Below are 22,528 nucleotides of genomic sequence, written 5' to 3' on the forward strand. Positions count from 1 at the left end.
ATAGTTTCAATTCCTTATAGGTATTCTATAAACCAGAGTATGTATGAATACCCAAGGGGCGGGCAGAAGGGTTTCAATTCCTTATAGGTATTCTATAAACGTATGGTATTGCGGATATAAAAATTTATACTGGATAGTTTCAATTCCTTATAGGTATTCTATAAACCTAATCCTTTGGTTATTAATTCATTGTATTTACTTCGTTTCAATTCCTTATAGGTATTCTATAAACGTCCGGAAGAAATATCTTTAGCATTAGAAAGAACTAGTTTCAATTCCTTATAGGTATTCTATAAACTTCCTTTAGTTCCTGGGCAGTACAATTGGGAACAGTGTTTCAATTCCTTATAGGTATTCTATAAACCTGTTATTCATGCAACGATTTACAGTTTTCAAATCCAGTTTCAATTCCTTATAGGTATTCTATAAACGTACCCAGGTAAAGAAATAGTCTCCTGGGAAATACCAGTTTCAATTCCTTATAGGTATTCTATAAACGGCAATTAGGACAAAACCTATTATTCATGCACCTATGTTTCAATTCCTTATAGGTATTCTATAAACGATAGCAATCCCACAAACTATTCAAACTTCAACTATGTTTCAATTCCTTATAGGTATTCTATAAACGAATACAAAAAGGAAACTTAATACCCAAATTTAAATAGTTTCAATTCCTTATAGGTATTCTATAAACGTTCGTGAAAAATCTTATTCAGTACAGGGAATACAAGTTTCAATTCCTTATAGGTATTCTATAAACCCGTTAAAAGGGCATGGTTATTGCATTTGAAAAATTTTATTTTTATCAGTAAATTCCTTTTATTTTTATTAAAGCTTGAGATTACAGGTTTTGTTGATTCGGTCCATCCCCGGGGTTTTTTACGCTATTGGGGGTGGACCGAATTTTTTATAGTATAACTTCCTGTTGGTTTTTTATTAATCCAAAGGTTTCTCGCCTTGAATATTTAGTATTTTGAAATCTATAAACTATAACCGAATCCTCTGTTCTGTCCATAAGCTTTGTAAGCTCCTTAGTTAACTTAGTGTAGTTAGCTTCACCTATTTCTCCTTCAAAAACGGAATTTTGAACCCAGGTGAGATATTTTCTGCATATCTTTAAGGCTCGTGCTACTCTTTTAACCTCAAAATCATAAACCAGTATAACAAACACGGCTTCACCACCTTACAATAAGACTCTTATATTTCTCATCATCGGTAATATGCTTCTGCAGCTTGTATAATTCCAGACGAATTAGTCTCTTGTAACTAACGGTAGAGCCTATAGAATCATGTTTTATTGTAGTGGAAAGTTTTTCGTTATACTCCTGTATGAATTTTTTCCTTCCGGTATCCTTTAACAGTATACCATTAAAGCTTTCTTCAAAATCCTTTATAGTTATTATTTTTTTATTTATTAAGGAAAAAATAACCCTATCTATAATAATCGGCTTAAAAATTTCAGCAATATCAAGATTCAAAGTGAATCTTCTACTATTAGTAGAGTGAAGATATCCAATTCTCGGATCAAGATTAGTTTCGTAGATTTCACTTAAAACAGTAGTGTACATAACAGAATTGCCAAAACTAATTAATGCATTTATAGGATCCTTAGGGGGTCTTTTACTCCTATTGAGAAAATGAAATTCAGGCTTATCAAGAATTTTATTAAAGCAGGAATAATATGAATTTCTTATATTACCTTCGTAAGCCATGAGTTCTTCTATGGTATTAACCTCTAAGAGGTTCAGAAGCTTCTCATCAATAGAAATAATTTCCTCCTGCAATTCAATACCCTTCTTCTTGTAGTATTTCAAAACAATTAGAATGTTTTTTACAGCCCCTATAATTATTTCCTTGGCTATAATCAGGCGTTTTTGAAAATCAAGATATTTTTCTGCCTGCTTCAATATAACAAAGCCTGAATTTAAGTGTTCTCTTGGATAAAAAGTTCCGGAATAATAACCGTAATAATTAAAAAAGTGAATGCTTACTCCCTTCTGTGAAGCAAAATCTAAAAGCTTTTTATTTATATCAATTTCTCCAAACACCCAAATATTATCAAGCTCCTCCACAGGTAAATATTTTTTGCCCCCTTCAGAGGAAAAGTATATTGTATTATCCTTTCTCTTTAGCTCTCCATCATTAAAGATATAAATATCCTTTCTCACAGTACCTCCTATGAATAACAATATTCCCTATAGCCGCAGCTCTTACAAAATCCTTTCTTTTCAGGAGCTTCCGGCTTATTAGCCAGTAAGATTTTATTAATCTCATCTACCATATCCTCTAATCTCTTCTCCTCAACATCACTAAGAATAACGGAAACGCGCTTCTTCTCTTCAGGATAAAGAAGTAATCCCTCTGCTTTTATACCTGAAAGTTTAAGCTGATATAGATAGTAAAGCAACTGCCATCGTGAAGCTTCTTGAAACTTAGAAGACTTTTTTGTTTCACCAATAACCAAACGATCCTTATCTTTAAACAATACATCAAATTTTACATTCCCAAAAGATATCTCCTTATCTTGTCTTTTATAACTTTCCTCGTGAATAAACCTTCCAATGTCAATATTATCGTCCTTTTGGTCAGGTATGATATTTCTTCCCATAAGCCAAACTTCTCTTTTACATATATTAAAATACCAAATTAAAGTTCCATTTACCTCCATAACCCTCTCCTAAAAAATCATAAATTCCTCTTCCTCATCTCTCACAAAACCTGTTTTAAAATCATAATAGCTCTCACAGCCTATTTCATTCATTAAAGCCATACCGCTTTTTTCATCAAAGGAAAACTTTCTCACAAAGTTTTTGGGTATTGATAATGTATAATCCCGAAGCTCTCCTTTAATCTTGTTTATAGCCTCACTTCTATCATTTATATTCTTGATTGTAAGAGAAGAAATGAATTGTTCATATAACTCTTTGGCTCTATCATTTATCATAAAATATCCATCAATATATCCATTATTATTTTCAATCAAGGAAAAGCTATCTATAGTGTAGGCATCCTCATAATTACTTGCCGAAAACCTAAGTTTTTCAATAGCATCTATAAATCCATGAGACTCATCCATATTAGCTAGAGAAGATACTTCCTGAAAGTATTTATCTATAAGTGACAAATAATCTTTTTCAGGTATTTCTCCATAGGGTTTTAGAATCTTCTCTGTCTTATTGATGGATAATCTCTTATAGATCTTATATCCAAAGCTCTTTCCTTTTTCATCTACTAAATTGTATATGTAGACACTACTGTTTCCTTTATTACCACTTCTGTTACAGCGTCCAGCAGCCTGTATTATACTATCAAGGGGAGCGAGATCTCTTATTACAACATCAAAATCCAAATCTACACCTGCCTCCACAACTTGGGTAGATATTAAAACAGGATTACCTCCACTGTCCAGTACTTCCTTAATTCTTTCTAGCAGTTCTCTTCTATGAATTGGTAATATATTAGTAGATAAATAAAATACTTCAGATATTACTCTGCTTATTCCCTTATAGAGAGTTAAGGATTCTTTTATTGTATTACAGATTATTAAATAACTCTTATCGATATTATAATCCTCTAGAAATTCCTCAATAAATTCATCAGTCGTAATTTTGCTAAGTTTAGGAATCAGTGTGGTTCTGTTAAAATAGCTATAATATCTTTCATTATCTGTTAATAGCTCATATCCTTCCTTAAGAAGCATAGGTTTTGTAGCTGTCATGATTATTATCCGGCATTGAAGCCTCTCTGCAGCATTTTTTAATATGTAATCTACCAAAGGATAATACTCTAAAGGAATAGCCTGAACTTCATCAAGTAGAAGGATGGAATCCTTAAAGGAATAAAACTTTTTAAGCCTTCTGTTAGAGGCAGAAATAAGAGTTTCTAATAGCTGCACGAAAGTGGTAACCACAACGGCGCTAGTCCAGCTCTCCATAAGCAGCTCACTCTGCAAAAGTGTATAATCATAAAATTCACTCTTATATTCCGGATCTGCCATGGAATGATGCTTCATTATATAATGACTGGAGTTTTCTTTAAAATCCTTATGATCTTCTAAAAGACTACTGATAACCTGATAGTTTTGATTTATTATTGAAGTAAAGGGAAGTGCATAAATAATCTTATTCTTTCCCCCTAAAAGTTCCCTAAGCTTCAGTGCAGCAAAAAATCCTGTAAAGGTCTTTCCTGAACCTGTGGGGGATGTTATTGAAAAAATTTTTTTATCCGTAACTCCTTCTATCTCCTTTATAACTGAACAGAAAATCTCTTCTCTAAGCTGGTTCAGTTCCACTTTATCCTTTTGAAACCCACCTTTAGTTATTGCTCTCCTCTTTTCCATTGAATCAGTAAAACTAACATACTTCTCCTCTGGAAGCTTTGTACCTGAGGCACTAAGTTTGTCTGCAGCAATTAAAGCTGAGTAAAGGAGGTTATGTATAAAATAATTGCCTTCTAAACGTCCTCTGCTTCTCTCTATACCTTTGTAATGAAGCTTTTTTAATGTTTTTAGAACCTCATTGAAGTCACAATTATCCAGGAAAGCTTCTATATATTTTTCATAGCGAAGAATTTTATAATCTTGTATAACTTCATTTCTATGCAGCAGTATATCCTTTCTTTGAACTTCTGCCTCTTGAAGCTTTTCCTCCAGTCTACCACCGAGGAGTCCTCCTGCTCTGGGAAGATTATCTTCTAATACCCTCACATTTCCATGATGGTGCAAAATAATGCTGTATACAAGAAGAGGGGTTATCTCCCCCTCTCCAAAGTCCTTCAGTGCTATATATCCACCAAGAATAGCAGAAAGAAAGCCATGATTGGAATATTTAACCTTAACCTGTGTCTTTAGATATTCCTGAAAAAAGCTTGTATACTTACCAAAATCATGACAGCAGGCAAGAATTTTAAATTCCTTTTCATACCACCCACCGAGAAAATGCAAACCTGTTTCATATACCTCCTGCAGATGAGTTAATAATAGCCTATCCGGATGTGATTTATACATTTCTCCACCTCTACATGAATATAATATTATCTTCTGACTCCTTTTCCTTAAACCTATAAGTGACTTTTATAATTTCTTCCTTAACAGCTGCCCTTATCTGCTTCCCCTTATCCTCCAAGAGATAAGGCTCTGCCCTTTCAGGTATTCTGCCTTCACGGATATCTCTAGGCATCCTCTCCCTTATGAGAAAAAGTTTATCCTTAAAGATATCTATAGAATTTTCCTTTACTTTGTTTAGGTTGATTACAGTAGAGATTGGCATCGGCTCATAAGTTTCATATACCTTTCCCTCCTCGTAAGCAACATAGTTTAAGCTGCAGTTGAAAGAAGCTGACCCTAGGTAAGGACTGTAGTGAAATTTTTTATTATAAACCCTCTCCTTTAATTCTTCTAAAATTCCCTCATCCTCATGGGTAAAATACACCCTGAATCTAAGCTCCTCCTCTGAAGTCAGAAGCTCTAAGGGAATTTGAGTATGATTTTTAGGGTTATAGATGAGTTTTGGACTGTCTGCTTTAATATAATTCACCGTCTGCATAATCCTTCTGTTTATAGAAATCTTTCTTAAAGCAATACCACATCGGCTGCTGTGAAGTAAAGAATAATAGCTGTCTCTTTCATAGCCCATCACCGCCGCAATTATTCCCATAATCGTAGTCCTAGGAGGTACAGAGTAGGATAGAGATGAGGAATTGGTATAAAATTTTCTAAAATGACCAAATTTGCCTATGATATCAAATACCAGCAATTTCATTTCCATCATCCTATCTATAAATTTATGATATCTATAAAATCAAAAGCTTCCTGGAAACTCACTTCTTTTCCATAGGAATAAAGGTGCAGATCCTCCTGATGATAATAGTATATCTTTGATATTTTAGATTCATATTTCTTTATATGCTCTATAAGCCTTCCAATCTCCAGCTTCACCTCTGTAATATCCTTTAGACTATAAGTCTCTCCTATAAGCTGCAGCTTGCTTCTCATATCTCCCAGAATTGTTTCATCGTCCTTATACTCCACTCTCATATACAGCCTTGGATACTGGCCGATTTTACTCCTGGTTATCTGTTCAGGGATAGCATTTTTCATCCCCTCATCCAGAAGCTTCACATCCTCCTCTGTAAGTCTTGTTTTTTCTGCTCTTTTCCCGCTTATAACTCCTGAAAAAGCAATAAAGGAATACTTAACCCTATAATCCTTGCCTATAGCTCCCTGCTTGTTCCCTTTTTCAGAGCTGAAATGAGAGGTTATACTGCTTTCTAAAAGCTCTACCTGATTTAAGGAATATCCCCAGTTAAACTGTACAGGTCCAATAAAGTTCTTAGAGTCATTTTTCACAGGCATGGTGGCGCCAAAAAGCCTTACATCAATAAGCCTATCTAATAGTTTATCTGTATCCGTTTCCTTTAACTCTGCAATTCTATCTCCTGCAGTAACCGGAGCATCATCCAGCTTTTGAACAAAAAGGGTCTTTCCCCGACTCTGAAGGTAATCTCTTATATATCTTTTCATTCTTAAATCTGAAACAAGATTGATATCACCATCCATACGAGGTCTGTTTTCTTCATCCGGGTCTCCATTAGGATTTGTAAGCTTAGCATCATAAAGATATAATATTTCACTATTTTTCATGGTTATTCTCCTTTTCCTTTTTAAGTATTGCTTTGTTTGTACTATACCCATATCCTGATAATATATAAAAGAGATTTTCCTCCTTATTTAAGGACCATATGTTATAATTTTTATCAAAAAGCATCTTGAACTGGCTGAATAATACATCATTAAAAGGCAAAAGCTTTTCCTGTTTCAGCTTATTAAAAATTTCATTAGTAAGCTTCATAAGCCTTATCTTATTCATGCCATTGAAGTTCAGCTTGTTAAGTATAGGCTTTTTCCCCTCAGCGCTTTTTTTATACTGAGCATTCCCTATAGCTCCAAGAACATTGCCCAATAAGAATAAGGCTGCCTGCTCTTCGGTATAATCCATTTGAGTAATAAACCCTTTAATTTCATCATTGACATTTAACAAAGCCACATCCATTCCCTTCTCCTCCTTTATGCAGCCCAAAATTTTTAAAAAGTATAAAAAAGCTTGTCCATCAATAATTGCTCCAAGAAGCTTTGCTGCAGCCAGTCCATCGCTAAGATCAAAGTTCATAGATCCATTATCTGTTACATTTAGACCCCTCTGCTTGAAATGGATAGCTTTTATGCTTTCTGTAATATAAGCTACCATAAGCTCCTTTCTTAGTATCCCTCCGGTAAAGAGAGCTTCATATATAGCCATGAGCCTTCTATACTGCATAACCTCGCCACTCTTAATTCTTATTGGGACAAGATAATATATTTTTTTGAGGCTTAAATTCCTGCTAAAGTTTTCACCGTAGATTCTTTTAAGTGCATTATTAGTCTTATTCATGGCCTCATCCAGCTCTATGAAATTAGAAGGATTTATATCCTTTATAAGCTTTTGAACCTTAGTAGACTTTTGAACTCTCTTATAAAAAAATAGATTTATAAGATAAAAGGCCCTTCCGTCTCTTTCATATTCCAGAAGTTCCTTAAGGCTTTCCTGGAACTGGCCTATAGCTTCATGGTTTACAAGGAGATTAAAGGATTTTTTCAGCTTTTCACTGGAATAATCTAATTCTTCTTTATTAGCAGGTTCTCCTATAATAAAATGAGGGATTAAATAGACATTAAAATCTGCCAGGCGTGTATTAAGGTTGTTAATAAGATATTTTTCTGCCACCAAAGTTTTATTTAGACATTCTTCACAAAGAGTATAGCTTTTGTCATAATTCTTTGGGTCTAAACCATTGGCAAAGATTACTTGATTTGTGGTATAGAATTTAATTTCTGTATCAAATTTCGAGGTAACTTTATCAGTGCTGCCGCACATGATACAACTACCAGAGCTTTTAGCACCTTTATCACAGCTATCCACCTGCTTTTCTTTAATAAGTGCCTCTCTATATTCCTTGTAGTCACTTAAAGGAGTATTATCAAGAAAAATTGTAAACAATCCAATATCCTTTAAACTCAAATTAAATTCTTCCTTAAGATAAGCTTCCAGCTCTTTTAAATGATCTTTTTTCAAACTATCCTTTAACTCTTTACCTTCTAATCCTTGTTTCTTAAAATCTTCTAATAATTCTAAGGGACTTTTAAGTTCCTCTTTAAGTTTTTTCAAGTTTAAAAGATACCTATTTTTTGCACTTTTAAACTCTGAACCAATATCCTCATAGAAAGAATTAAATATGCCCTGGAGTTTTTTACACAATTCATCACCTAATTCTTGCCTATTCATTAAATTGTAAACGGTTTCTGAAAAGTGATAAAAGGAGTTAGTAGATGTACAATACCATTGAGGTGAATTTGCTCCCGGTGCGGAACCAATAAAGAGATATTTCTTAGAAGTTTTAAGATTCATTTCCTCACTGCATTCTATAGAGTAAGTGTTATTTTCTGTATTAAAAATAATCTTTAAAACCTGAAGCTGTTTTTTGTTCTTAATAGGTTCAACCTCTTTCACTAAATTATCCAAGAGATTTCCGCTATCTAAAATTGCGTTTCCTAATTGTAAAATTGCTTCCTGCATTTTTTCCCCCCTTTATAATTAAAAATCAATAATATTTTTCTTCTTAAAAATATTATACAATATATTACTATTTTGTAAAATAAAACTATGAAAAATATTTTATTTTATATTATAGATTCCCTTTAAGCAAAATAATAGTCTTTTAGCATGAATTCCAGCTATATATGACATATAGAATTTATCTATGTAACTATATAATTCACTAATTACCATAGTTTTCTTAAAAGCGATTTTACTCTACTAATTAAATTTATATTATGTATTCTAACAGATGATCAAATAGTAAGGTGCTTCCTTGGAAACAGAATTTTAATTCCTATAGTTATCCTTAAAATGTAGATTAAAAAGATTGAGTGCCTTGACCTTTCCATGGTTTATTTCCTTATAGGTATTCTTAAAACATTGACAACCTAACAACTTGTCCAAACTATGACTTGGTTTCAATTCCTTATAGGTATCCTAAAAACAATAGACGGAGCTTTTACTTATTCAGAAGTATTAGTGTTTCAATTCCTTATAGGTATCCTAAAAACCTGTCCTAAATGCCTTTCAACACAATTAAGTGCTAAGTTTCAATTCCTCATAGGTATTCTAAAAACTACAGATGAACAAGGTTATTCTCCACTGCAACAAGGTTTCAATTCCTCATAGGTATTCTAAAAACAAAGTTTAAGTTGGAGCATGGCGGCAACGTTATTTCGTTTCAATTCCTCATAGGTATTCTAAAAACTGGATTCCTTCCATATAAGGGAGGGGACAGAGTTTGTTTCAATTCCTCATAGGTATTCTAAAAACCTCCTACATGAAGAATGATGACTTTATTAGAGTAGGTTTCAATTCCTCATAGGTATTCTAAAAACACAATATCTCTAATATATATCCAACTCTGTATCTCTTGTTTCAATTCCTCATAGGTATTCTAAAAACCTAATGTAAGCAACATTTCCGAAACCGGGATAAAAGTTTCAATTCCTCATAGGTATTCTAAAAACTATAAATAAGATTTTGAAAGGGGTTTTGAAAATGAAGTTTCAATTCCTCATAGGTATTCTAAAAACACGACTAGGAGGTTAAAGGGGTTAAGTATAATTGAAGTTTCAATTCCTCATAGGTATTCTAAAAACAATGCCTGGCAGAGTACGTTTTTAGATTGGCAACTATCGTTTCAATTCCTCATAGGTATTCTAAAAACCCTCATAAAAGAAGATAAGCTACCTGTTCTACCTGGTTTCAATTCCTCATAGGTATTCTAAAAACTATATTCTATATAGTGTATAAAAATCCTTTATATGGGTTTCAATTCCTCATAGGTATTCTAAAAACCATGGTCGCTGTACCCACAAACATGACACTTAACCAGTTTCAATTCCTCATAGGTATTCTAAAAACGTCAGGCAAATGGTTGTTAATTCACAATTCATTAAGTTTCAATTCCTCATAGGTATTCTAAAAACAACATTAAACTTACCTATACCTGGAAAATCAACAAGTTTCAATTCCTCATAGGTATTCTAAAAACTAAAATTTTATTTATTTTGATATAGTCACGAAAAATTGTTTCAATTCCTCATAGGTATTCTAAAAACTTGCATTCCTATTCCAATATTTCAATTCTTCTTCTGTGTTTCAATTCCTCATAGGTATTCTAAAAACAAGTTTAATAAATCCTTAGAGCTTATAGCAGGAGGGTTTCAATTCCTCATAGGTATTCTAAAAACTTTAACCCTATTACCGATACTAGCACCTATAGTTCCGTTTCAATTCCTCATAGGTATTCTAAAAACGAGGTAAGAAGCTTTTGAATTGAGATACTGACATAGTTTCAATTCCTCATAGGTATTCTAAAAACTATGGCCTTCGAAATAGCTGAGGCGGATGAACTAGAGTTTCAATTCCTCATAGGTATTCTAAAAACGTCTTCTGTGGTGTTATAATTAACGTCTGACTCTCTTGTTTCAATTCCTCATAGGTATTCTAAAAACTCCTTCGGCTTCTCTATACACTCCAACGTGCTGAACTAGTTTCAATTCCTCATAGGTATTCTAAAAACCTCCCCTCCAGCCACTATTTATTAACTTCTTTTCTAGGTTTCAATTCCTCATAGGTATTCTAAAAACGGAAACTCTGTACTTTTTAAATGTTGTGCTTTAGAGTTTCAATTCCTCATAGGTATTCTAAAAACCCATTCCAAATAGCATCATTTAATCCAGCTAGAATTAGTTTCAATTCCTCATAGGTATTCTAAAAACCCGTTGAAAGGGCATGGTTAATGTATTTTATAAATTTTACTTTTATATAAAATTTTATATAATCTTCATTAAAGCTTGGTAGCACTCATTTCTTAATTCGGTCCATCCCCGGGATTTTTTACTCTATTGGAGGTGGACCGAATTATAATGAAAGGTTGAGATTGAAGTATTATTCTCTAGCAGTACATATAGGTGAATTTGGATATAATAGCCTTAGCTGCCTTAATTACCTCTGTTTCATTATCTATTCTCTCATAGATTAGCAAATCATATAGAAAGTCATCTTCCATACAGTGTTTTTTTATATCCGTTATAAAGCTCTTTACTCTTTTAGTCAGCTCCCCAATATTATTACTTTCAAGCTCTTTTACAATATTAGAACATTTATTTATCATTTCAATGGTATAACCTCCATCTTTTACTGCCTCTACTGCATTATTTATGAAGTTTTGTCCATTATCTATTTGTGCTTTTTTGAAGTTTATTTCTGCAATCTCCCTATAAATAAGCTCCCAGGGATGTTGGTTTGTTTTAAAGCCTTTTTTTATGTAATCTGTTTCATTCAATATTTTAAGTATATCTTCCGGTACCTGTTCTCCATAAAAGTAGTTCAATGCTTTAGTATAGGCATAGAACATAAAGTCCTTAGGATTGTCCTTTTTATCTATAATTATATTAAGCTGTTCCTTTACATCAACACTGTGATAATACTCCATTTCATACTTTTTATAAAGCTTTTTATCATCACTTATTATTGCCAGATGAAGGATATAAGACAAAGTAACCTGTCTGTTAGTGACATTATGGTGAGGTGGGAATTCCTCCAGTGCCTCCTCTAAATACTTTAACGCTTTTTTATAATCTTTAACAAAGGAATAGAACTGTCCAATGGAGCTTAAAGCTTTTCCTCTCAGTTCATAGCTGAAGGAATATGGTTCATTAAGCTCTAATAGCTTAGCGACTTCCTTTCGGTTCTCTCTCAGAAAATCTAATATTGTATTTATATTTTCAATTTTATCTAAAGCTTTATTGAATCTGAAGCTGTTTACCTCAATTTCCACAGCTCTGATTAATGTGTTAATATATTCCTCTAAAGTAACATATCTTTTTAGTTCTTCACATCTTTCAAACCAAAGCCTTCCTTCACTGCTATTTCCAAAATGATTACAGGCTCTTAATAAAATGTCAGATAGCTTATATTCAGCTATCGGCCTATTATATTCTTTCAGCTCCTTATATAACCTTTCTGCTGCAAATTTCCCCTTTAAATAATTGCCCTTATCTTTAGAAAAGTATGGTTCTATAATCTTAACATAGGTCTCTGACAGCTCCTCCTTAAATATTTTACATAGATTCTTTTCTATTTTATTAATCCAGGTTTTTAAATAATGATCCCTATACAGAGAAGCTGAACAATTTATATCATATATAAGCTCTAAGCATTTAATATAATCTTTCTCCTCATAGACTTTAATAAGGCTGTTATACAAGCCGTCAATATCGTCATAAACCCATACTAAAGCTTCCGTTTTAATAGATTTTTTCACCCAGCTCATAAATGACCCTATTCCGTAATCTTTTTCATATAAGTCCAGGTTTTTTCTGATAATATCACAAACAAGGTCTGCTCCATAAAGGAAGATATCCTTTTGAGAGCCATTTTCATAATTTATGGGTTTTACATTAAGCTTTATATTAGGAGGCTGCTTTAATTTTATTTCTGTAAGCTTTGAAGATATAGCTGATTTAAAAGTCCTTTGATCCGTTAAATAAAATATGAACTCTTTTTTATTTTTATCTTTGTTGTAACTATAGCCAAGCTCTTTAAAACTCTCTACCTTAAGAACATTTGATTTTTTTATAGGAAGAGATCTGGTAGCTACATGTATGTTGAGTAGGTTTTTCTTATAAAATATACTGCTATGTACTATTGTATTATTTAACAGCTGACATGCCATGTGCTCATATAAATTACCGGCATTTTTGTCATCAATAATATTGGATAGAGCACCATAATCTGTTCTGTCATCTTTGGGCTTTAACATACATAAAATATTATACTTTCCTCTGTCTCTAAGATATTTTATTAAGTTATCCTGTAATTTCTTTAAGGCGAGTATTTTATGTTTCTTATACTTTTTGATTTCAGTGCTGTGTAACTCACTGGGGTAATTTAACCCCAGTAATTTACACTGTCTGTCAAAAAATAATTCCAGTCTTTTAGACTCTTCATTATAATCTTCTCCATCGTATATCAAGCCGCCAATAAATCTAAGATTATTATCAACCTCGAAGCTTCCACTTTCATCTAAAGCTATAGTGAACATTTTATCTGTTACCTTTCTTCTTTTTATCAGCTTCTTTAAAAGCTTCTGCAAAAGCATTATTAAAGGGTTCCTTAGAATTATTATCTCTGTTGTAGTTTTCTCTATAATTATCTCTGCCCCTGATTTCCTTACCGGAATTTCCTGTTTTACTACTATTGTCCTTATTCTGATAATTACCAGCCTGCGGATGAGTATTGCTTCTTTGATTCTGATCATTTCCGGAGCTTTTTGAAATGGTATTGTTATTAATTATTTTTAAAAGCTCTTGAGGATTAGGTAGCGGTAATAGCTTATTAAACTCATTGTCACCTTTATTTTTACTGTCACCAGAATCAAATTTTATCATCATATATCTTCCATTGTTTTTATTTTTATCTTCTACCACTAGAGTTTTTAAAATCATAAGGTCCCTTACAGATGGGTGTTCTTCTATATTGATATTAAATTTTGATTTGAAGCTGCTAATGTAGGAGCTTATGAGTTCCTTTACATCTCCCGATAAAAGATAGCTGTTATTCATAGCGGAGTATTTAGCTTTTAAATCCTCATAATAGACTTTAATATCATCTATCCTTATCCTTCCAAATCCATAAGGCTTTCCATAGCCAATGTTCTCATAGGCATTTTCCTTAACTTTTAAAGCCCAGAGCACTAAACCAAGCTCCTCTTTACTGAGATTTTTAAAATGAATCTGTCCCAAAAAATTAGCCTTTGTTTTTAATGGTTTGATATAAACCGCAACGTTTTCCTTGTTTCCGGTATATTCATCATCAAGATAGCTCTTAATTAAATAATGTTTAAGTCCTCGTATATTTCCGGCATCATTATAATTTTTTATTTCCTTACTACCGGCGTTTTTTATTTGCTCTAGATATAGAGGATAGGCTGAGGCATGAGGCTCGCCGGCTACAAGTCTGTAGGTTTTATCCTCTTCAGCTCCTTTTACGCATACTGCATCTTTAAAGCTAAGCCTGCTCTTATAATTGAGTTTCCCCTTGTCTCCTCTACCAGTAAAGCCCATAAGAGCATCTAAATAACTGAAGCTCTTGGTGATATCATATCCGGGAGGTATAAGATCCCAGACCGAATTATCGTAGCTTATCCTTAAATAAGGGCTGAAGCCTAAATAGGTTTTATCCTCATACTCTGCAAAAAACAGCGGTTTACCTTTTTCCTTTCCCTTCTTTTCGGGTAAAAAGAAATAGGTATCATCCTTTCCTTCAGTAATTCTTTCAGGAGTTTTTCTCTTTTTTGTTCTTAACAACTCGTCATTATAGTAATCAATAAAACTATTATCAACCTTTTCACCAGGAGAACTAAAACCTTTATTTGTCTCAAAATCTGGCTCAGGGATAATATAGTGGGCAAGCTTTCCCTGGATAAATTTAGAGGTCATTAAATATCCCTGATTTTCATATTCCCCTGGAGATCCTATGTGAGTAATCCTTCGGCTATTTGCAACCTTGAAGGAAACTCTTATGCAGTAAGGCTTAAAGAAATTATCTTTGATGCACTTTAAAAACCGTTTTTTTAGACCCTCTTTCTCTTTACCCATATACTTCTCTTTATTATTAATGAGCTCCAGTATTTTTTCCGTATACATATACTTAACATCAACCTTAGGATTGATTTTTCTTAAATAAGGTTCACTTATAACAAAGTAAGTATTTTCGCTTCCCTTAATCTTTTTCGGAGGTACAATATAATACTCTCCGTCATAACCTTTATAGATATATCCGCCCTTAACATTTTTAGGTCTAGAAAAGCTTTTTCCATCTATAATTACTGTATCTATATTAAGTCTATCTTTATAATCTTTCTGACTCTTACCTTTTCCAAAGGATCTAAAATAAAACTGATCATTAGTTATATAATTCTTTAAGGAGCTCAGGCTTAAGACCGCTATATTATTTCTCATGAATCCCCTTAAGGTATTTCCCGGTATAGTATATTCACCTTGAGGATTCTTAAAGAAGGTTATAGGATTTTCTTTCTTTCCTCTTTGATTGTTTTTATCCTTTTCCGTGCTTCCCACAATAATAGGCGTTTCATTTTCTATAGTATATTCTATATAACCATTAAGAAGATCTTCCGTTAATTCACCGTGACCAGGAAGCTCCTCATGGGTTTTATAAGGAAAAACACATTGTCTTGGAAGAGAAACAAAATTATATGGGGCTACACTATAATCTTTAACAAAACTATAATCCTTCATAGCCATACTACAGCACCTCCTTAATCAGCTCACAGGGCTTAAGATAGAATATATAAGCTTGATTATCCTTATCTAAGCTTATGTATCTCTTTACTTTTAGCTTTTTATACTGGGTGTGTCTCAATAAAAGCTCCTCCTCGATAAAAAGCTGCTTCTCACCTCTGTCTAAGAAAATGTTACCGGTAATCCCTTCTTCCTCTATTCTCATATCCAGCTCCAGATCCTCGCTGAAGAATCTGCCTTCAATAAGGTTATCCAGGTGAATTTCAGCCTCCTCAATATCTGAAAGCTTTAAGGAATCAAAATTATATAAAAGAGCATATTTAATACCCAGAGCCTTGTAAAACTTTATATCTTTTAGCGCCTCTTCATAGCTGCCGGTAATATCATAGGAGGCATTTGTTTCCTTAAGGAGCTCTTTTATCCCTTCCCCATTAAGCTTCTTAAGGAAAAGGTTTTTATTATCAATCTTCATCTATCTCTCACCCCTTGCCGCTAATACTTCAATGTATTTATCAATTTTGTTTATGTCCGGACTATCATTATCCAGATTCCATCTATATAAAACCTCTTCGTCTTTTTTAATTATCAGCTCCCTGCCCTTAATCCTGCCTCTTCCTACACTGCTTCCACTGCCTAGGGGTAGCTCTCCGAGGGCTATATCTCTGAAAATTAGAGCTATAAGTGCTGCAGCCTCCTCATTTATTTCTTTATTGTCCTTTATCTCAATTGGTCTTAAGGCACCTTTTATATTAACCTCTCCGGTGATCAAGGTTTCCTCAGGCTTTTGTCCCTTCATTACAGATCCAGCAAATCTGTCCACCTTAATTCTTGAATAAAGTTCCTCTCTACATTTCATAAGACTTGAATCAAAAGCTATGAATTTAGATATGGATTTTGTATTATTAGTACCTCCGAAAATCATATCTCCATAAGCTTCCTTTTTATAATACTTTAAAATTCTTTCTCCATGACTTCTGATGACACCCTTGAGAGAAGTACCTGGGATTATATATTCTCCCCTTACATTCTTTATTCCCTCAGAATCAGACCTGGTATGATCTAGAGTAGACATCCCCTTAATAAGAAGAGGTGTCAACGTTTCCCCCTTCAGCTCATATTCTATAAAGGCTGTGTTGTAATCATTTTTAACCTCAATATCCTCAATGCTTTTTTTAACATAGTCCTTGCTGTTTTTTAAGTAGGAAAATAAATCCTCCTTTTTATTTAAATGAAAGAACAACTCTTTTATTTCCTTAACCTTAAATCTTCCTGCTCCTGAAGTCTTATAGGCTCCTAAGGTAATATTTCCTGCAGCAATGGCCTTTATACATGAATATACAGCGCTGTTATAGTCCTCATAATCCTTCTCTGTATCCGCATATACTTCAAGCTTAAGCGTAAATTCATGACCCTCTCCTGCATAGCTTCTCTCAAACTTAGCTTTATCACTGGCAGCACCGGAAAATCTATCGATTTTTACTCCAGATCTTATATCCATAGATTTTAGGGGACTAAAGGAGTCATAGACAAATATCCTACTCAGGAGGTTTTTATTCCCCTCCACAACTCCAAAAAGCTTATCCACCTTTTCAAAGCCAATAGTTTTTAGATAGCTTCTTAAAGCACCAGCTATTGTAGTACCCGGTAAATATATCTCATTTTTTTCTTTGTCTATTAATAGCTCATCATTATCTCCGCCGATATGAAGTGGTGTGAGGTTTTCAATATAAATCTCATAGATTTTTAAAATAGAACCATTCTTTAAGGCCATTACTTTTTACTCCCCTTTCCCTCTTCCTTGAGCTGAAGCCTAAATAGCTCCTTAAGAATTTGAAGCTTATAGTCATACATAATCTGATCTTCATTTTCAAGAATAGTTTTAGCATCTTCGGTCTTTATATAGTGTCCATATTTATTTTGAAATTCTATAGGATTATCATTTTTAAGCTCATTGAGTATATAATCCTTTAAGAGAATGCCTTCTATCTTAAATTTCTTTAAGGAATTAGCTAACTCTCTGTTTATCTTTTTATTGTTTATGTTATCAAAATACTCCGCTACTCTGTTTATACCTTCCTTATACTCCATTCCTCTTAATATATCCATGAGGTTTGTAAGCTTTGCTATTTGATTTTTTTTAAGATCTCCTTCAACCTTCTCATTGCGTTCAAGTACGCGCATTGGTATATTTTCCTGAAGACCGTTTAGGTATATTCTATTCAAAAGCATTGTTAACTGAGATTTATCCTCAGAGGTAAGTAGACTTATTTCCTTAGAATGCTCTTCCTCTCTTTCTATGCCAATGATATTCCTGAAGTTTAGAGAATTTTCCACTTTCGGAAGAACAATAAACCTGCCAAAGCCCTCCTGTCTCCTTTCTCCAATTCCCTCTTCTATAAAGTCATGAATTTTTTTAGAATTAATACTTCCCTTATAGGTATATATGAGCACGCTTCCCGCCTGGATTCCGCTCACCACAGGAAGCTTATATCCCCATTTATTGTTAAAACCCGAGAAATATTCCGTTTCAACAAAGCTGTGGCTGAATTCTACCTCCTGCAGACCCAGCTTTTCTTTCACATATTCAGGGTCTATATAGCTGTTATAAATCCCTAAGCTGTTTCTGTAAATTATATCGGAGGTGGCATAAATACATAATTCACCACTATCATTATAGAGCTCCTCACTAAGATTATTATTTCTATTCATAAAGTCCAACTCAGGATTATTATCAATGACTTTTATATTGCTGATTACGCTCTTCCCATAGCCAGATCCCTTAGAGCCTCCAAAATAAAATATTCCGCCGCTTAGAATATTTATAACCTCTTGGACCTGGTCTTCCTCCTGGCACTTAATTGCTGACCTGAAATGATTGTTTTCTTTTATTCCTTCATATCTAAAAAGCTTATTTCTGTCATTTTCAAGTTTTATATGAAGGTTAATGGTTTTATCTATGGTCTTAACCTCTAGGGTACTATCATAAAAATTCAGATGAGCAAAATCAAAACCTTTAACTCTTTGTAAATCATCCTTACTTTCATCTCTTGTTAAAATGACGCTCATTTCCTTATACTGTTTAAATTTCTTTGCCTCCTCTTTTGAAGCAAAATAGCATTTTGGTACTGGAAGGGCTCTTTCCTCCTTTATGATGGGATAACCGTTAAGAAATTTGAGCTTTCCTCTTAAGAGCTTTTCTTTGTGGATTCCGGAATTTAGACCATCTCTTCCAAGCCCCATAATACTAATATAATTAGCAATATAAGCTCCTCTTATAGATGCTCCGGATATATAGCTTCTTGTGAATTCATTATCGGACTGCATAATTGTAGAAGATATCTTAACAGGTTCGAGATTTTCTATATCAAAGGTTATATACTTACTCATGCTATACCACTGCCTCCAATTCTCTGATATATTTTTCCGTAACATCCTCTCCATCTTCTAAAAGCCTGCAGAGAACGTTACCTTTTCCCCTGCTTTCCATTGCTCCAAGATTCCTGAGAGCAGAAACTGCTGAAGCCAGCAAACCCTTTTCTAAATTAGTAAGATCCCTTGGACAATCTATTCGGCAGTAAAGCAGAAGTCCTCTCTTTATAACTCTTGCTTTTCTTAAGGAGCCATCCTCAGCTATCCCCTGATCATCCAGCTTAGTAAAGCTTCGTATTTCAGTCATAGCCTTGGTGATGCTGTCTACAGTTATATGGTTGATATTAGCGATAAGCTTAAGCCTCTCCTCTATCCCCTTGGATATCTTACAGTTAGAAAACTTTAAGGTTTCATGGCTAAAATCTCCCGATTTTCCAAATAATCCTCTGAACATATCCTGAGCTTCGAAAAATCCCATAGCCTCAAGGTGTTCCTTAAGCATTTCCGCTTCTTCCCTTAGCTTCCCTTTTAATGTCTTTCCCTTTAAGTATGGCACTCCAAGGTCATCCTTTAGTATATCAATATCTGCTCCTGCATTCTCCGCAGCTCCTGTAGCAAATATCCCTTCTGAAACAAGCTCTATTTTTATAGAAAGGTCTGTCATTTTTTATCCCTCCTTAAGCTTTCAATTCTCTGAAGATATCCATAACCTCAATGGCATCCAGATACATACAGGTATTATCATACTGATTAAAGCAATACTTTCCACTGGTTCCCTGAAGATCCTTCAGAAACTTTTCATTATCAATCTTATAAAACTTAAAGAAAAAGCCTGTGGCCTCTCCTCCCTTTTTAAAAGCCTCTTTTAAGGATTTTATTTTACTCCTTGCTATATCACTTTTTTCATTTTCTACATTCTTATTTATAGCCTCATTTATATTTTGTAAGGCATTTTTGAAATTACCATAGTTTTTCCAGCTCTTTGAGCTATCCATGATTAAAGGCTTCATAGTGAGATTTAAGACCTTCTCATTTTCCTTAATTTTATAATCCTCCTGCCGGATATCATATATAGTTTTATTCACATCACCTTGGGCAATGTGAAAATCCAAAGCAGAGGCATTTTCATAACCCTGAATTAAAAGCATGGTTTTTGCATTTTGGCAGAGCTGCTCAGCCAACTCATAAGCTTTAATGAAGGGATATCCCTTTTTTACTGTGGCAATACCAGCGCAGGCATAGAGTTTTCCCAGACTGAGGTCATGGAGATTAACGGTAATTTTCTCTAGCTCCTGTAAAAACAACCTTGATGCCTCTACACTGACATAGGAGTTGCACAAAAAGGTAACATCATCTCCAGCCAGTATTAGAGGTCGAAGAGGAAGTAAACCATCATATTTATTTTCCCTCATATACTTACCTATAGCCTCACAGGTTTTTTTGAAGGCATGGGAATACCCTGAGGATACTATACTGCTGAACTCCTTTAGAGCTTTTATATATCTCTGGTTAAAGTCCTCCTGACTTTCCCCTTGTTCTTTAATTATCTTTTCTTCTATGCTTCTAACCATCTTTCCCATAGAATTGCCATCAATATGGACTACTGATATATAGCTTTTTTCTCCTTCTAATATTAAATCCTCTATCTCTTTAGAAAATTCATAATCTGAAGGTTCCAACTCTTTAAAATATCCTTCCTGTTTCTTAGCAATGTATTTTTTAACATCTACTTCCCTTGAAATATATCTCCTATCTCCATCTTCTATACTGAAGCGTACTGCTGGCAGACCGGTGGAATGACAGTCATGCTCTATACCAAAGCCCGCCTGACTTAAAGAGTTTTCTCTCTGAGTCTTTTTCTTTTCAAGAGCTTTATAGGCATTTTTAACCGCCACTTTCACATCGTCATCCTGAAGATTAAGATCTTCCTTAACTATAAAAAGCTCTACTCCAGGGTATTCTTTAAGTGTATTGAGGCTATAGGACTTAATAAATCTATCCGCAGACTCTCCATCTTTAAATAAATGGAGTGCATTTCCTCCACCCTGCATAATAAACCTATCCTCTTCTAATCCATAACCGGAGGGCTTTTCCAGCTTCTTCACAATAATTGAAGCACCTATGCTTTCAGCAAGCCTATTGCTTTTAAAGATATAATCCTGCTTTTTGGATACCTCCCATAAAACCAAAGTACTCATTTTAATCCACTCCTTCTAAAGTATAATTTTCAGTAATTTTTAACTTAACCTTATCTTTTATGTTTGTTGTGCCTGTGCTGCTGAGGGAGCTGTAAAATTTACATTTATCAAAATCTCCCGGCTTTCCATGATGTGAAACATTAATAAAAATTTCCGCTTCACTTCCTCCCAGTTTTTCAGCCCAATGGGAGAGCTCAAAATAGTGATTCACCAATTCCTTAGTTTTTTCAATACTTATATCCGCTGTGAAAGAGATATTTGAATTATTTATGTAGATTTCTTTAAAAGTTATAGGCTTAGGTTCTTTGGTGGAACACCTTTCCTGGAAATAATAATTACCTTTAAAGTTTATTAGTTTGAAACCATGAAGCTCTATAAGCTCCACAGGCTTTATATTATGAGTCTCTATGATATCTTGAACTTTATGTGCATTTGGAATCGACAACCCATTAATGTGACTTTCATAAATTAATCCTTGAGAAGCGGAAATATAGGAGGAATATATCTTAAGCCTTTCATATATACTGTCCTTAGCAGCTTTTTTAAATATACTGTAAAATCCTGCTGCCATAGCTTTTGTACCCCCGGTATAATCAAGTATTACATTAATCTCTCTGTCTTTAAGGTCCTCCTCATCCCATCGGCTTATTATATGGTTTAAAACCCTTCTGGCTGTACTTTCAATCTTTTTAATACTGCTTTTATCACTGGAAAAACTGTAAAGGTTATCAGGTTTTATTATATTTTTCAGGGAAAACTGAAGATTTTCACAGACTCTTTCACTGCTGATGATTCCCGGTGCTTCCTCTGAGTATACAAAAATCAGCCTTGTATTTTCCCGGGAATAATTTAAGCTTGTATAATAGGCAGGTAATGGGTTCTTACCTATGAGAGTAACTATAAAGTCTGCCTTATACATTAATAGGTTCCCCCTTTCCCTGTATCCATTGGGTGATTTTTTCTTTTATAAAAGGTATATCCTTCCAGGCTAGCAAAAGAGTATTAATTGGATCATCCTCCCATATATCTTTATAGTCCTCTATCAGTTCTTCCTTATCCTTTATAAAGGTTAGAGTTCCTATCGCAGCTTCATTTTCTGCTACCATTCTTGCTCTCTGTTTTACTTCATAAAGCTTAAATTTTGCTTTTTTAATTCCATCCACTGAGCTTACAGATAAAAAGTAAAGCTTCAGATCCTTTAGTAAAATAAAGTCAATCTCAGCTTCTCTGTTGGATTCATCACCCCTATATCTGTAAAAATTCACTGCATAGGAATCTATAATACCTTCATCCTTCAATTCCTCTATTACACCATAGAGGCTTTCCTCCAACCATATTCCAGTAAGTCTTTCTAAAATAGTATCCTTTTTGTTTTTAAAGCTGTTTCCCTTTACTGTGGTAGTCAATGCTTCATAAAAAATCTCATATCTTTCATAAAGAGCTCGGATGAAATTGCCCTTAGAAAGCGAATTAAAAATCTTCTGTATATAATCAGGATTATTTTTTTTAAAATGATTTACCCCATCCCTAAGCTCCTCCAGATCTATTACAAGCT

Annotated in this window: 16 protein-coding genes and 2 CRISPR repeat arrays; all 16 genes read right to left on the reverse strand. The window is 33.8% G+C overall.

Annotation, left to right across the window (positions count from 1 at the left end):
• The first annotated feature begins 3 nt into the window (after nucleotides 1-3).
• Nucleotides 4-763: direct repeats of the CRISPR family, unit length 30 nt; unit sequence GTTTCAATTCCTTATAGGTATTCTATAAAC.
• A 147-nt stretch (nucleotides 764-910) separates the two neighbouring features.
• Nucleotides 911-1,174: a CRISPR-associated endonuclease Cas2 gene (gene cas2 / locus TA89_RS13565; protein ID WP_040214141.1), complete on the reverse strand. Its 264-nt coding sequence runs from the start codon at nucleotides 1,172-1,174 to the stop codon at nucleotides 911-913.
• A gap of 4 nt (nucleotides 1,175-1,178) precedes the next feature.
• Nucleotides 1,179-2,171, reverse strand: a complete 993-nt coding sequence (cas1b, locus tag TA89_RS13570) for a type I-B CRISPR-associated endonuclease Cas1b (RefSeq protein ID WP_040214142.1) — start codon at nucleotides 2,169-2,171, stop codon at nucleotides 1,179-1,181.
• Between the two features lie 8 nt (nucleotides 2,172-2,179).
• Nucleotides 2,180-2,671 (reverse strand): CRISPR-associated protein Cas4, encoded by a 492-nt coding sequence (gene cas4 / locus TA89_RS13575; protein ID WP_040214143.1) that lies wholly within the window; start codon nucleotides 2,669-2,671, stop codon nucleotides 2,180-2,182.
• Nucleotides 2,672-2,680: 9 nt separating this feature from the next.
• Entirely contained in the window at nucleotides 2,681-5,008 is a 2,328-nt protein-coding gene (locus tag TA89_RS13580; protein WP_040214145.1) for a CRISPR-associated helicase/endonuclease Cas3, read from the reverse strand.
• Nucleotides 5,009-5,018: 10 nt separating this feature from the next.
• Nucleotides 5,019-5,762, reverse strand: a complete 744-nt coding sequence (gene cas5b, locus TA89_RS13585) for a type I-B CRISPR-associated protein Cas5b (RefSeq protein ID WP_040214146.1) — start codon at nucleotides 5,760-5,762, stop codon at nucleotides 5,019-5,021.
• Between the two features lie 14 nt (nucleotides 5,763-5,776).
• Nucleotides 5,777-6,643, reverse strand: coding sequence for a type I-B CRISPR-associated protein Cas7/Csh2 (cas7b, locus tag TA89_RS13590; protein ID WP_040214147.1), 867 nt, complete (start codon nucleotides 6,641-6,643; stop codon nucleotides 5,777-5,779).
• Entirely contained in the window at nucleotides 6,633-8,612 is a 1,980-nt protein-coding gene (locus TA89_RS13595; protein WP_040214148.1) for a TIGR02556 family CRISPR-associated protein, read from the reverse strand. Before TA89_RS13595 ends, cas7b begins: the two co-directional genes overlap by 11 nt.
• Nucleotides 8,613-8,983: 371 nt before the next feature.
• A CRISPR array of direct repeats spans nucleotides 8,984-10,861; the repeat unit is 30 nt; unit sequence GTTTCAATTCCTCATAGGTATTCTAAAAAC.
• Nucleotides 10,862-11,037: 176 nt separating this feature from the next.
• Nucleotides 11,038-13,239, reverse strand: coding sequence for a hypothetical protein (locus TA89_RS13600; RefSeq protein ID WP_147590138.1), 2,202 nt, complete (start codon nucleotides 13,237-13,239; stop codon nucleotides 11,038-11,040).
• On the reverse strand, nucleotides 13,190-15,409 hold the full coding sequence (locus TA89_RS13605) for a TIGR03986 family type III CRISPR-associated RAMP protein (RefSeq protein WP_040214151.1): 2,220 nt from the start codon (nucleotides 15,407-15,409) through the stop codon (nucleotides 13,190-13,192). The genes TA89_RS13600 and TA89_RS13605 overlap by 50 nt, the downstream gene beginning before the upstream one ends.
• Before the next feature lies 1 nt (nucleotide 15,410).
• Nucleotides 15,411-15,878, reverse strand: coding sequence for a hypothetical protein (locus tag TA89_RS13610; protein WP_040214152.1), 468 nt, complete (start codon nucleotides 15,876-15,878; stop codon nucleotides 15,411-15,413).
• Nucleotides 15,879-17,177: an RAMP superfamily CRISPR-associated protein gene (locus TA89_RS13615; protein ID WP_040214153.1), complete on the reverse strand. Its 1,299-nt coding sequence runs from the start codon at nucleotides 17,175-17,177 to the stop codon at nucleotides 15,879-15,881.
• Nucleotides 17,177-18,793, reverse strand: a complete 1,617-nt coding sequence (locus TA89_RS13620) for a hypothetical protein (protein ID WP_040214154.1) — start codon at nucleotides 18,791-18,793, stop codon at nucleotides 17,177-17,179. The genes TA89_RS13615 and TA89_RS13620 overlap by 1 nt, the downstream gene beginning before the upstream one ends.
• Before the next feature lies 1 nt (nucleotide 18,794).
• The gene (locus TA89_RS13625; protein ID WP_040214156.1) at nucleotides 18,795-19,439 is read right to left on the reverse strand and encodes an RAMP superfamily CRISPR-associated protein; all 645 of its coding nucleotides are present in this window, start codon (nucleotides 19,437-19,439) and stop codon (nucleotides 18,795-18,797) included.
• Between the two features lie 13 nt (nucleotides 19,440-19,452).
• Nucleotides 19,453-20,973: a hypothetical protein gene (locus TA89_RS13630; protein WP_040214159.1), complete on the reverse strand. Its 1,521-nt coding sequence runs from the start codon at nucleotides 20,971-20,973 to the stop codon at nucleotides 19,453-19,455.
• A gap of 1 nt (nucleotide 20,974) precedes the next feature.
• Nucleotides 20,975-21,892, reverse strand: coding sequence for a hypothetical protein (locus TA89_RS13635; protein WP_040214160.1), 918 nt, complete (start codon nucleotides 21,890-21,892; stop codon nucleotides 20,975-20,977).
• Nucleotides 21,885-22,528, reverse strand: a 644-nt coding sequence (locus tag TA89_RS18635; protein WP_040214161.1) for a hypothetical protein, incomplete at its 5' end; no start/stop codon positions are given. The genes TA89_RS13635 and TA89_RS18635, both read right to left, overlap by 8 nt.

The organism is Clostridium polynesiense (genome assembly GCF_000820705.1).
GTDB lineage: Bacteria > Bacillota > Clostridia > Clostridiales > Clostridiaceae > Clostridium_AA > Clostridium_AA polynesiense.